This window comes from Streptomyces sp. TLI_105, assembly GCF_900105415.1.
Lineage (GTDB): Bacteria > Actinomycetota > Actinomycetes > Streptomycetales > Streptomycetaceae > Streptomyces.
In genome coordinates this window covers 1,638,265-1,651,040 of the sequence record NZ_FNSM01000001.1, presented here as the reverse complement: position 1 = coordinate 1,651,040, position 12,776 = coordinate 1,638,265, and the positions used below count along the sequence as shown (strand labels likewise).

The window sequence follows — 12,776 nt, the reverse complement described above, 5'->3', positions numbered from 1 at the left end:
CGTTGGACTTCGGACTCGTCCTGCAGACCGACCCGCCCGCCTCGCAGGTCGTGGGCCTGATGCGCCGGGCGGAGCGCAACGGCTTCCGCTACGGCTGGACCTTCGACTCCGCCGTGCTGTGGCAGGAACCCTTCGTCATCTACAGCCAGATCCTCGAACACACCACCAAGCTGCACGTGGGTCCGATGGTGACGAACCCGGGGACGCGGACGTGGGAGGTCACCGCCTCCACCTTCGCCACCCTCAACGACATGTTCGGCAACCGGACCGTGTGCGGCATCGGCCGCGGCGACTCGGCGATGCGGGTCGCGGGCCGCAGGCCGAACACCCTGGCCCGGCTCGGCGAGGCCATCGAGGTCATCCGCGACCTGGCGGAGGGCCGCGAGGCGCAGGTCGACGGCAACCCGATCCGGATCCCCTGGATCAAGAACGGGAAGCTGCCGGTGTGGATGGCGGCCTACGGGCCGAAGGCGCTCGCGCTGGCCGGGCAGAAGGCCGACGGCTTCATCCTCCAGCTCGCCGACCCCTTCCTCACCGAGTGGATGGTCAAGGCCGTCCGGCAGGCCGCCACCGACGCCGGCCGCGACCCCGACGCCCTCACCATCTGCGTCGCCGCCCCCGCCTACGTGGGGGACGACCTGGCCCACGCCCGCGACCAGTGCCGCTGGTTCGGCGGCATGGTCGGCAACCACGTCGCCGACCTGGTCGCCAAGTACGGCGAGCACTCCGGCATGGTGCCGGAGGAGCTGACCGCGTACATCAAGGACCGGCACGGGTACGACTACTCCCACCACGGCCGCGCCGACAACCCGGACACCACGTTCGTCCCCGACGAGATCGTCGACCGCTTCTGCCTCCTGGGCCCCGCCGAGGCCCACATCGAGAAGCTCCGCCACCTGCGCGAGCTCGGCGTCGACCAGTTCGCCGTCTACAACATGCACGACAACCGCGAGGGCACCATCGACGCCTACGGCTCCGACATCATCCCCGCGCTCAACGATTAGTCCGGCCCGCCGGCTGCCAGCCGGACAGCGGCACCGGCTACGGGCCCGGCGGCACAGGAAGGCGGGAGCAGCGCACCGGGCCGGGGTCTTCACCGGTCCTTCTCAACGGGCCTGTCCGCAGTCCGTGGCCTCGGCCCGCAGAGCCTCTTCGACGTGGCGCTCCAGGACCCGCGCGACGGCCCAGGACCAGGGCGGCTGCCAGGGCGGCCGCGCACAGCAGACCTGTGACCGGAGCGGGCACGGCCAGGCGGCGTACGACCGCGAGTCAGCAATCGACCCGTAGCCCGAAGGCGTCGAACTACAGGGCGGACATGAGCCGGGCCGTCGCCTGTTGGGCTGCCGAGGCGTCCTTGCGGTCGGCGGCCTCGCGCAGGGCCTTCAGCGCGGCGTCGATCCGGGCTGCCCGAGCGGCGTCCTTGCCGTGCCGGACCCGGTCCCAGGTGAGTTCGAGGCTGGTCGCGTCGCCGGCGATCGCGCCCGCGTCCCGGGCGGCGCCGTCCAGCGTCGCCTGGCGCGCCCACAGCGCCATCCGGGCGGCCTCGACGGTCGCGAGCGGCTGATGGCGCAGGTGCAGGTCGAGGTCGTTCTGGGCGACCCGGAGCACGGCACCGCGGACGAGCGCGCCATCGCGTGCCTTGACGGCCGCCGTGAGCGAGTCGAGGTCCCGGTCCATCTGCCGGGCGAGCAGCTGGGGCACGCGGTCGGCGGCCCGGTACGCGTCCCAGGCGGCGCGCACCTTCGCCACGGTCGCGTCGGTCGCCTCGGCGTGCGCCGTGCGGACCGCCGCCGAGAGGGCGGCGAGTTCGGAGGGTACGGGGCCCGGTGTGACGTCCGTCGGTACGGCCAGCGTGATCGCCTCCAGGTCGGTGCCGGGCTCGTCGATGGTGAGCTCGCCGTACCCGGGGGCGATGACCTTGTCCTCGCGCGTGCCGTCCAGGTTGATCTCGGTCGTCCTCATCGCGCCCTCGACGGGTCCGTACGGCCCGGGGACCGTCTGTCCGACGGCCTTCACGGTGACCTCCTCGAAGACCGTGCCCGGGCTGTTCTCCGGCCGGTACACGTCACCGGCCTTCGGGGCGTTGGGCATGATCATCGCGGCCGGTCCGGTCTTCCCGGCCCGCCACGTGCCGCCGGTGTTCTCGACCACGCCGTTCTCGTAGTTGAAGACGTCCTCGCCGAGGTACCAGACCGATCCGTCGTCGGCCTGGGCGAACCAGTCGGTCGCGACCTCCTGGACCCGCCCGTCCGAGAAGGACACGTACTGGAGCGTGCGTGCCCGGACCTGCTCGCCGTTCACGGTGATGGTCTTGATGTCGGGCAGCAGCGTGAGCTCGGTGCGGAAGGGCTTCTCGTCTACCTGACCGTCGTAGATCACCTGCTGGATCCTGGAACTGGCGTGGAGCGGGTTGGTGATCTCGGTCGGGTGGCTGAAGACGGGCGTGCCCCGGTCGACCCGCTCCCGCTCCGGGGCGAGGGGCAGGCACTCGTCGGTCTTCTTGCCGTTCTCCTCCACGATCCGTACGCAGTCGGTGCCTGACGAGGGGGACCCGCCGGCAGCTCCGCCGCCGAGGGCACTGGCGGTGCAGCCGCCGGTCGCGAGGGTCGCGGCCAGGGCCGCGCTCACCGCGGCCACCGGGTGTCTGTTCCTCATGACTGCCTCCTCTGCCGTGACACCGAGGCTTCCACCCGGGTCCTGAAGGGAGCCTGAACGGAACTGAACCGGCCTTCAGGAGCGGTGGCCCGGTCTCTCACGCCCCCGGGTCCGGTGGGAGCGCCACCTCGAAGCGGGCCCCGCCCAGCCGCCCGTCGGTCACCGTGGCCGTGCCGCCGTGCGCCGCGACCAGTTCGGCGACGATGGCGAGCCCGAGTCCACTGCCGCCGGCGTCGTCCGCGTCACCCCCGTCGCCCGGTCGGCGGGACCGCGCCTCGTCGAGGCGTACGAACCGTTCGAAGACCCGCTCGCGGTCCGCCGGCGGTACGCCCGGACCGTCGTCCTCCACGCCCAGCACCACCCGGCCGTCCGGCTGCTCGGCGAGGTCGAAGGCGACCTCGGAGCGCGCGTGCCTGGCCGCGTTGTCACCCAGGTTGCGCACCACCCTGCCCAGACCCCGCGGGTCCGCCCGCCGCCGCGCCGCCGACACCCCGGCCGTACCGATCCGCAGCCCGGGCGCCACCCGACGCAGTCGGCGCACCTCGTCCAGGACCAGGTCGTCGAGGTCCACCGGCCGCAGCCGGGGGCGCAGCGCCTCCTCGTCGGCACGGGCGAGCAGCAGCAGGTCGTCGACCAGCCGCTGGATCCGCAGGTCCTCGCTCAGCACGGTCCTGGCCAGCCGTTCGCGCGTCGCCCGGTCCGCCAGCCGGTCGGGGTGGGCGAGGGCGACCTCGGCGTGCTGGCGGATGGACGCCACCGGGGAACGCAGTTCGTGCGAGGCGTCGGAGATGAACCGGCGCTGGGCGCTCTGCGCCCGTTCGAGCCTGTCCAGCATGCGGTTCATCGTGGCGGCGAGGCGTGCGATCTCGTCGCGGCCGGGCGGAAGCGGCACCCTGCGGTGCAGCTCCGCCGCCGAGATCGCCTCCACCTCCGATCTGATGGCCGCCACGGGCGCCAGCGCCCGCCCGACCGCCATCCAGGTCGCGCCGGCCACCACGAGCATCAGCAGCGGCAGCCCCGTGACCAGCAGCCGGGTGACGATCCGGGTGGACTCGTCGACCCCGATCAGCGTCTGCCCCACCAGTACGGTCCGGTCGCCGCCGGGCGCTTCGGCGCTCACCGCCACCACCAGGAAACGGTCCTCGTCCAGCGGCGTGCTGAGGGTGGACTCGGAGCCCTGTCGCGGGTCGGCCAGGGCCGGCAGGTCCTTGACGTTCGGGCTGGCGGCGATCACGTCCCCCCGGGCGTCCAGGACCTGGACGAACTGTTCGTCCTGATCGCTCACGGTCAGCGACGGCACCCCGCGCCCCGACTCGATGACGGCCGCCACCTGTTCGGCCCGGCCCCGCACGGCCTGCCGTACGTCGTCGGTCAGTTCGGCCCGCAGGAGCGCGATCAGGGCCACCGCTCCCGCGATGAGGCCCACCGCCACGACGAGGACGGCCGCCACGGCCGACCAGAACCGCACGCCCATGGCCGCCTACCCTCCGTCGGGGGTCAGGCGGTAGCCGCAGCCCCGTACGGTCTCGATGGACGCCCGGCCGAAGGGCCGGTCCAGCTTGTTCCGGAGGTGCCGGACGTAGACCTCGACGATGTTCGGGTCGCCCTCGAAGGCGTCGTCCCAGACGTGCGCGAGGATCTCGTGCTTGGACACGGTCTCACCGCGCCGGCGCAGGAGGAACTCGAGGAGGGCCAGCTCACGGGCGGTCAGCTCGATCCGTACCCCGCCCCGGGACACCTCCTTGGCCGCCGGGTCGAGCCGCAGGTCACCGGCGGTGAGGGCGGCGGGCCGCTCGCGCGGTTCGCGGCGCAGCAGCGCACGCAGCCGGGCGAGCAGCACGGCGTACGAGAAGGGCTTCGTCAGGTAGTCGTCGGCGCCGGTGTCGAGTCCCTCCACCTCGTCCCACTCGCCTTCCTTGGCGGTGAGCATGAGGATCGGGGTCCAGTTCCCCTCGGCGCGCAGGGTGGCACAGACGCGGTAGCCGTTCAGGCCGGGGAGCATGATGTCGAGGACGATGGCGTCGTACGCGTGCTCGCGGGCCCGCCACAGGCCGTCCGTGCCGTCCAGGGCGACGTCGACGGCGAAGCCCTCCGCCTCCAGGCCGTTGCGGAGCCCCTCGGCGAAGCGCTCCTCGTCGTCCACGATCAGAACGCGCATGCCCCGATTGTGACCCGCGTCACCTGAACCGGAGCTGAAGGGCGCGCGGTGCCGCACGCCCCTCACGGGCCGGTACTACGGCAGGCCCGGCAGCCCCTTCGGGCGGGCCGGCCGCGCGGGCGGGGTGGTGCCGTACACGTCCGGGCTGATCTGGTAGCCGCGTGCGTCCTGCTCCAGCACCTCCTCGCGGACGGCCGCGAGCTCCTCGCGGCCGAGCCGGGTGAACTCGGTCAGCGACAGCGTCTCCGGGTTCGCCTCGCCCACGGGCTCCACCTTGATGTTGCCCACGTGCGGCGCGTAGGACTTCCGCTGGTGGCCGCCCTCGGGGTCGAGCGGCGCGAATTCGTCCGTCACGAGGACGTGCCGGAAGCAGCCGACCGGGACGCAGACGTTCTGATGGGTCCGGAACACCGTGGCGCAGTCCAGGAAGTCGATCTCGGGCGCCAGGCCCTCGGTGTAGGTGGGGGTGCCCACCCGCGGCCTGGCGAGCATGGCGATGCCCGCCTTGGCGCCCTCCACGCCGGAGATCCAGGTGTCGGGCGCGCCGACCAGCCGGCCGTTCTCGTAGATCTCCGGGTACTCCCCGAGGCGCCAGACCGTCCCGCGCCGGTCCTGGGCGAAGAACGCCAGCTCCGACTCCTGGATCTCGTCGCCGTTGAAGTCCTGGTCGAACACCACCACGGTGCGTACGCCGTCGATGACCTTGGTCAGGTCGGTCACCGTCGTCACCACGCGGTGGTCCTCACCGGCGACGTCGCCGGTGAGGACCAGCCGGGTCCCGGGCTTCAGCGGGAGGAACGTGTTGTTCACCCTCGGGCGGGCGGGGAAGGTGTGCGGACGGAGGGCGGGGGGCCGCCCACAGCCGTCCTGAGAGCTCGGGCCGCTTTTCGCCGCGGCGGGAGAGGGCACCCGGGGGGTGTCGGTGGCCGACGCGCCAGGGGCCAGCAGCAGCGCGGCGACGATCGGGCTCAGCAGGGCAGCGGACGCGCGGAGGCGGCGGGGCATTCAGCTTGGTCCTCTCGGTGGAGCCAGGGTGGGGCTCCACCGAGAGGCGGCGGCCCCGTCCGCCGCCTGCCTCAGTGCGTGGCGGCCGCCTCATGCTGCGGCCTCTGGCGTCTGAAGCCCTTGCCGAAACGCAGGTACAAGGACGGTACGACGAGCAAATTCAGCAGAGTGGACGTAACCAGACCGCCCACGATGACCACGGCGAGCGGGTACTCGATCTCGTGGCCCGGCCGGTTGCCGAGGAAGACCAGGGGCAGCACCGCGAGTCCGGTCGCCAGGGAGGTCATCAGGATGGGGGACAGCCGTTCCCGCGCACCGCGCAGCACCAGGGCGGGCCCGAAGGCCATGCCCTCGTGCTCCTCCAGGTGCTGGTAGTGGTTGATCAGCAGGATGCCGTTGCGTGCGGCGATGCCGAGCACGGTGAAGAAGCCGACCAGGGAACCCAGCGAGATGTTCCCGCCGGCGATCCAGACCGCGAGGACGCCGCCGACCAGGGCCATGGGCAGGGTGAGGAAGGACAGCAGTGCGAGCCGCCAGCTGCGGAAGGAGACCTGGAGCAGCACGAAGACCGCCAGAGCCGCGAAGATCGCGCTGTAGAACAGGACCCGCTGGGCGGCCTGCCGTTCCTCGTGCTCCCCGAGGAGCTCGGTGTGGTAGCCGCGGGGGAAGTCCGTGGAGGCGATCGCCTTGTTGACGTCCGAGACGACGGAGCTGAGGCCGCGTTCGGAGACGGAGGCGTTCACGTCGAGGTGGCGCGAGCCGTTCTCGCGCGCGATCACGTTCGGCTGGGGCTCGATGACCACCTGGGCGACGTCACCGAGGGGCACCGGGGTGCCGGCGGGCGTGTCGATCGGGAGCCGGCTGATGGCCGCCACGTCGTCGCGGGTCTCGGGGGTGCTCCACACCACCGTGTCGTAGGCCCTGCCGTCGCGGAAGATGTCTCCGACCTCCTCGCCGGCCACGAGGGTGGACGCGGCGCGGCGCACGTCACCGGGCTTCAGTTCGTACTTCGCCGCCTTGTCGACGTCGACCTTCACCTGGATCTGCGGGACCTCGACCTGGAGGTCGGCGTGGACGTCCTCGGTGCCGTCGATCTTGCTGATCTTCTCCTGGAGCTCCAGGCCCTTCTCGCGCAGGACGTTCTGGTCCTGGCCGAAGAGACGGATGACGATCGGGTACTTGGAGCCGGTGAGCACCTCGTCGACGCGCTCGTTGAGGTACGTCTGGACGTCCTGTTCCACGCCGGCGTACCGCGCCACGGTCTCCTTGATCTCGGTGAGGGTCTTGTCGTAGTCGGCCTTGGGATCGATGCTGATCCAGCCCTCGCCGAAGTTGACCCCGGCGATCTCGTCGCCCAGGAACGCCTGCCCGATGTGGGCCCCGAAGACGTTGCGCACTCCGGGGATGGCCCGTACCTCGCGGCTCACCTGGGAGACCATGCGCTGCTCTTCCTGCACGGACGTGCCGGGCGTGGTGATGAAGTGCATCAGGAAGTCCCGCTCCTTGAAGGAGGGCATCAGGGACTGGCTGAGTTGTGGCACCAGGAGGGCCGCGACGACCACGAGCACGCCGGACACCAGATAGGCGTTCACCGGCCGCTTGACGATGCGCCGCAGCCCCGCCGTGTAGCCGGTCTGCAGCCGGCGGAGCAGTGGGGACTGCCGGCGTTCGACCTTGGCCTTGCGCAGCATGATCAGGCACAGGGCGGGGGTCACCGTCAGGGCCACGACCATGGAGGCGATGATGGCCAGCGTGTAGGAGATGGCGAGCGTCCGGAAGAACGAGCCCGCCACTCCCTGGAGCAGGAAGACCGGCACCGTGGCCACGACGATGATCATCGTCGCGTAGACGATCGGGCTCCGGACCTCCAGCGAGGCGTTCAGAATGATCTTCGCCACCGGCGTGTCACCGCCGGCCTTCCGATGCTCGCGCAGCCGTCTGAGGATGTTCTCGACGTCGATGATCGCGTCGTCCACGACGGCGCCCAGGGCGATCACGAGTCCGGCGAGGGCCATCGTGTTGATGGTGTCCCCGCGCCAGTGGAGCACCAGCACGGCCGCCATGAGGGACAGCGGGATCGTCAGCAGGCTGATCAGCGCGACGCGCCACTCGTAGAGGAACGCCGCGAGGACCACGACGACCAGCAGGAAGCCGAGCACCAGGGCCTGGGTCAGATTGTGGATCGCGGTGTGGATGAAGTCCTGCTGCTGGAAGATGGTCGTGTCGAACGTGATGCCGGGCAGGCCGGGTTCGAGGGATTCGATCGCCTCCTGCACGTTCTTGGTGATCTCCGGGGTGTCGCCCCAGGGCAGCTTCTCGACGATCAGCAGCAGACCGGGGTCGCCGCCGACGATGGCGTCGCCGCCCAGTGGCTGGGGTGCCTCCTTCACCAGGGCCACGTCCCCGAGCCGGACGGTGCGGTCGTTCTCCGCGCGCACCGGCACCTGGGAGAGGTCGACGGGCGTCACGACCGGCAGGAGGTGCCGGATGCCGAGGCGCTGCTTGGGGGTCTCGATCCAGCCGCCGGTGCCGATGACCGAACCGGTGGTGAACTTGAGCAGACCGGAGTCGACCGACTCGCCGGTGGCCTCCATGACGTCGTCGAGACTGACCTTGTGGGCCTGCATCTTGGTCGGGTCCACCTGTACGGTCATCATCTGCAGCCGCTCGCCGAAGATGCTCACGTTGGCGACGCCGGGCACGCGCAGCAGCCGGGCCCTGACCTCCCAGTAGGCCGTCATGGACATGGACATCAGGGCCTTGTCGGAGTGGTCCTCCGAGGACATCCCGATCTTCATGACACGGCTGGTCGCCGCGACGGGCGGCATGATCACCGGCGGGGCCGCCCAGGTCGGCAGGCTGGGCGAGACCTGCTGCACCCGTTCCTGGACCTCCTGCCGCGCCTTGAAGAGGTCGGTCCCCTCGTGGAAGATCAGCTGGACCGACGAGAGCTGCGCGACGGACTCGGAGCGCAGGTCCTCCAGCCCGTCGAGCCCGTTGAGGGACTGCTCCAGCGGAACGGTGACCAGGGACTCCACGTCGGCCGTGGACAGGCCGAGGCAGGTCGTCTGGATCTCGACCCGCGGCGGCGCGAACTCGGGGAAGACGTCCACCCGCTGCTGGGGCAGCGACGTGATGCCCACGACCATCATCACGGCAGCCGCGGCGACCACGAGGTAGCGGAAGCGCAGGCTGGACCGGACGATCCAGCGCATCAGAGTGCCGCGTTCCTCAGTCATTCGTGCTCGCCGTCCGTCTCGTACTCGATGCCCAGCAGTTCGGCGGCCCCGACCGTCACGACGGGGGCGCCCGCCGTGAGGCCGGACTTCACGACCGCGTCGTCCTCACCGAACCGCCCCAGTTCGACGGGGGTCCGGATGTACACGAAGGGCTTCGGGTTGGTGAAGGCGAAGGTCTTGCCCTCCGGGTCGTAGACCACCGCTTTCAGCGGGATGAGCGTCTGCGGCGGGCCGGCGCCGTCCAGCGGCGCCTGCCGCAACGGCTCCGTCGTGAGGTGGATCCGGTGGACCGTGTCCTCGGCCAGGGTCAGGTGGGGGATCTTCCCCTCCGGAACCTTTTCGATCTCGGCGGGTGGCTGCTCGGAGTGTTCGGTGACCGAGGCCGCGGAGGGCTGCGAGTCGGTGCAGGCCGACAGGCTCGCTCCACCGGCGAGCAGCAGTCCCGCGGCCGACAGGCCCGCGGCCCACCGGCGCCTGCCGAGACGCCGGCCGGATCCGCTGCGGGGTGCTTCTCGCCGTTCCGCCCTGCCGTCGTCCGCGGCTGCCGCGCCCGGGGCCCGGCCGGCCGTCGACAGTCCCGGTTCGGGACCGGTGCGACGCTGCCCGAGGCCGCCGGGGGAGGAGTAGAAGCGGATGTAGAGGGCGGGCACGATGAACAGCGTCACGAGGGTCGAGGTGACCAGTCCGCCGAGCACGACGACGGCCAGCGGGTGCAGCACCTCCATGCCCTCGATCGTTCCGAGGACGACCGCGGGCAGCACCGCGACCGCCGTGGCGAGCGCGGTCAGCAGGACCGGGCCGACCCGGTCGCGCGTGGCGTCGACGATGTGCTGCGGGTCGACGGTCCCGTCCTCGCGCGGCTCGGTCTCCTGGTAGCCGCGGACGAGCAGCACCAGGTTGCGCACGGCGATGCCCAGCACGACCAGGAAGCCGCCGAGCGCGCCGATCGACATGACGCCGCCGACGGCGAACGCGGTCAGCACGCCGCCCACGCCGGCCAGCGGCAGGGCCAGCAGGACGAGCGTCGCCGCCCGCCAGCTGTTGAAGGCCGCCTGCAGGAGGAGGAAGGCGCCGAGCAGCGCGGCGGCCACGATCCCCGCGACGCGCAGGTCCTGGCTCTGCTGGTGCGCGACGTCGCTCTGCACCTCGGCGTGGTACTCGTACGGCATCGGCATGGCCTGGACGCGGCTCCTGACGTCGTCCAGGACGGTGTTCAGGTCACGCCCGCTGACGTCGGCGACGACGTCGAGGCTGCGCGAGGTGGCGTAGTGCTCGATGACCGTCGGGTACGGCGTGACACGGACGGCCGCGACATCACCGAGGCGCACGTGGCCGCCCTTCGGCGTGTCGATCAGGAGGTCCTGGACCTTCTGCGGAGCGGAGCGCGTCGCGGGCGAACCCCACACGACGACGTCGAAGACCTTCTGCTCCTCGTAGAGGCTGCCCACCGGCAGGCCGGAGAAGTAGGTGGCGGCCGCGCGGCGGACGTCGCCGGGCTTGATCCCGTGGCTCTGGGCCGCCGCGAGGTCGACCTTGACCTCCAGGGTCGGCTCCTCGACCACGTCCGGGATCTGCGGCCGGACGACTCCGGGGACCTGCGAGAGGGCCTTGCTCACCTGCTCGGCCTGCCGCCGCAGCACGCCCAGGTCGTTGCCGTAGACGCGGACCACGACGGGCGCGCCGTCGCCGTTCTCGGCCCGGACCTCGTTCAGCCGTGCCTGCGGGTAGGTCACCACCTCGCTGTCGAGGCCGGCCTGGCCGTCCATGGTGCGGTTGATCGCGTCGACGGTCCTGTCGTAGTCGGCCGAGCTCTTGAGGTTGACCCAGAACTCACCGGAGTTGACGTTGACGACCTGGTCGGACTCCCTGGCGCGGCCCACGTGGGCGCCGACGCTCTCGACGCCCGGAAGCGCGCGCAGTTCGTCGACCGCCGCCCGGCCGAGGCGGTCCATCTCCGGCAGCGAGGTGCCGGGCGCCGCCTCCACCTGGATCAGCAGCTCACGCTGGTGCAGGGCCGGGACGGGGGACGCGCCGTCGAGCTGCGGCCACACCGCGAAGCCCGTGCCGGCCAGCACGGCGGCCGCGGCCAGCGCCAGGCCCGGCCGGAGGAGGGTCCTGGGGCTGATCCGGTCGAAGCCGCGGTGGAGCCACCCGAGCACCGGGTTGCGGTGGTGTCCGAGCCTGGTGTGCGCGAGCAGCGTGGCGGCCAGTACGGGCGTGAGGGTCAGGGCGACGACGGTGGAGGCGAGCACCGCGAGCGCGTAGGACAGGGCCAGCGGCCGCGCGAACGCTCCGCCCACCCCGCTCAGGAAGACGAGGGGCACCACGGCGAGCAGCAGGATCAGCGTGGCGAAGAAGACGGGCCGCCGCACGGCCGCCGTGGCGTCGACCACGACGTCGGCCACCGACCGGCGTTCGTCGGATCCCCGGTCCTCGCGCCGGAACTGTTTCTGGACGCGGTCGAACCCGATGACGATGTCGTCGATGATCGCGCCGAGAGCGATCGTCAGCCCGGCGAGGACCATCATGTTGAAGGACGAGCCGCGCAGATAGAGCACCCACAGGGCGGCGATCTCCGCCAGCGTGATCGACACGAGGCTGATCAGGGCGACGCGCCAGGAGAGGAAGTACAGGCCGAGCAGCACCGAGACGGCGGGCACGGCGACGAGCGCCCACAGGCCCACGTTGTCGAGCGCCGTGTCGATGAAGGACGCCGGCCGGTACACGTCGGTGTCGACGGTGATGCCGGACAGTCCGGGCTGGAGCGAGGTCATCGCCTCTTCGACGGCGTGGGTGACCTCACGGGTGTTGGCGTCGGGGTACTTCTCGACCACCAGCATGATCCCGGGGCCGTCGCTCAGCGTCACGTCGCCGATGAGGGGCTGGTGGTCCTCCACCACGGTGGCCACGTCACCGATGCGCAGCCGCTTGTCGGCGGTGTCCTCCACCGCCACGGAAGCCAGGTCCTGCGCCTTGGCGATGGGCAGCACGTGCTGGATCGCCAGTCGCTGGTTCGGAGTGTCGATGAACCCGCCGGTGCCCGGCGTCGAAGCCTCCACGAAGGTCAGCGGCGACACCCACAGGGCGTTGCCCGTCGTGCGGACCACCTGGTCCAGCGAGACGCCCCGGCTGCGCAGCTGCTCCGGGTCGACCTGGACCTGCAGCTGCCGGTCCCGCTCACCCCAGATGACCACGTTCGCCACGCCCGGAATGCCCAGCAGACGCGGCTTGATGTTCCACCGCGCGAGGACGGACATGTCGATGCGGGAGACGTTCTCCGAGGAGAGGCCGATCATCATGACCCGGCTGGTCGAGGACAGCGGCTGGATCATGACCGGCGCCTTGCCCACCTGGGGCAGTCCGCCCACCTGGATCAGGCGTTCCTGGACGGCCTGCCGGGCCTTCTGTTCGTTCGTGCCCGGCTCGAAGACCAGGTCGACGGAGGACAGACCGGGGGCCGACTCGGAGGTGATCTCGTCGAGCCAGGCCACGCCGTTCAGCAGGTCCTGTTCCAGCGGGACGGTGATGAGCTGCTCGACCTCGGCCGCCGACAGGCCCGGCGCCTCGGCCTGGATCTGCACCCGCGTCGGAGCGAACTCCGGGAAGACGTCCGCCGACGCCGCCCGCGGGAGCTGGAAGAAGCCCAGGGCCATCACGGCCGCGGCCACACCGATGATCAGGTTCCGGAACGTAAGACTGAGAGAAAGGATTCTGTGGAC

7 protein-coding genes are annotated in these 12,776 nt (G+C 71.3%); 1 reads left to right on the top strand and 6 read right to left on the bottom strand.

Annotated features, from left to right (window positions below; genetic code table 11):
• Positions 1 to 2: 2 nt before the first annotated feature.
• Complete coding sequence (locus BLW86_RS07510; protein ID WP_093873294.1) at positions 3 to 1,004, top strand: TIGR03842 family LLM class F420-dependent oxidoreductase; 1,002 nt, start codon at positions 3 to 5, stop codon at positions 1,002 to 1,004.
• A gap of 298 nt (positions 1,005 to 1,302) precedes the next feature.
• On the opposite strand, the gene BLW86_RS07505 is transcribed toward BLW86_RS07510, so the two are convergent.
• From BLW86_RS07505 to BLW86_RS07480, 6 genes are all read right to left on the bottom strand, one after another.
• Positions 1,303 to 2,655: a hypothetical protein gene (locus tag BLW86_RS07505; RefSeq protein ID WP_143060235.1), complete on the bottom strand. Its 1,353-nt coding sequence runs from the start codon at positions 2,653 to 2,655 to the stop codon at positions 1,303 to 1,305.
• A gap of 97 nt (positions 2,656 to 2,752) precedes the next feature.
• Positions 2,753 to 4,129 carry a sensor histidine kinase gene (locus tag BLW86_RS07500; RefSeq protein ID WP_093873292.1) on the bottom strand — a complete coding sequence of 459 codons (1,377 nt, stop codon included), beginning with the start codon at positions 4,127 to 4,129 and terminating at the stop codon, positions 2,753 to 2,755.
• A gap of 6 nt (positions 4,130 to 4,135) precedes the next feature.
• Positions 4,136 to 4,813 (bottom strand): response regulator transcription factor, encoded by a 678-nt coding sequence (locus tag BLW86_RS07495; protein WP_093873291.1) that lies wholly within the window; start codon positions 4,811 to 4,813, stop codon positions 4,136 to 4,138.
• Positions 4,814 to 4,888: 75 nt separating this feature from the next.
• Positions 4,889 to 5,818: a hypothetical protein gene (locus BLW86_RS07490; RefSeq protein ID WP_218138011.1), complete on the bottom strand. Its 930-nt coding sequence runs from the start codon at positions 5,816 to 5,818 to the stop codon at positions 4,889 to 4,891.
• 71 nt (positions 5,819 to 5,889) lie between these two features.
• A complete protein-coding gene (locus BLW86_RS07485; RefSeq protein ID WP_218138010.1) occupies positions 5,890 to 9,057 on the bottom strand; it encodes an efflux RND transporter permease subunit in 3,168 nt (1,055 codons plus the stop codon).
• Positions 9,054 to 12,725: an efflux RND transporter permease subunit gene (locus BLW86_RS07480; RefSeq protein ID WP_093873289.1), complete on the bottom strand. Its 3,672-nt coding sequence runs from the start codon at positions 12,723 to 12,725 to the stop codon at positions 9,054 to 9,056. Before BLW86_RS07480 ends, BLW86_RS07485 begins: the two co-directional genes overlap by 4 nt.
• Positions 12,726 to 12,776: the final 51 nt, after the last annotated feature.

Bases quoted from the DNA above. Each gene is read 5' to 3' on its own strand.
- BLW86_RS07485 (WP_218138010.1), bottom strand. From the start codon at position 9,057: ATGACTGAGGAACGCGGCACTCTGATGCGCTGGATCGTCCGGTCCAGC.
- BLW86_RS07505 (WP_143060235.1), bottom strand. From the start codon at position 2,655: ATGAGGAACAGACACCCGGTGGCCGCGGTGAGCGCGGCCCTGGCCGCG.
- BLW86_RS07495 (WP_093873291.1), bottom strand. From the start codon at position 4,813: ATGCGCGTTCTGATCGTGGACGACGAGGAGCGCTTCGCCGAGGGGCTC.
- BLW86_RS07490 (WP_218138011.1), bottom strand. From the start codon at position 5,818: ATGCCCCGCCGCCTCCGCGCGTCCGCTGCCCTGCTGAGCCCGATCGTC.
- BLW86_RS07500 (WP_093873292.1), bottom strand. From the start codon at position 4,129: ATGGGCGTGCGGTTCTGGTCGGCCGTGGCGGCCGTCCTCGTCGTGGCG.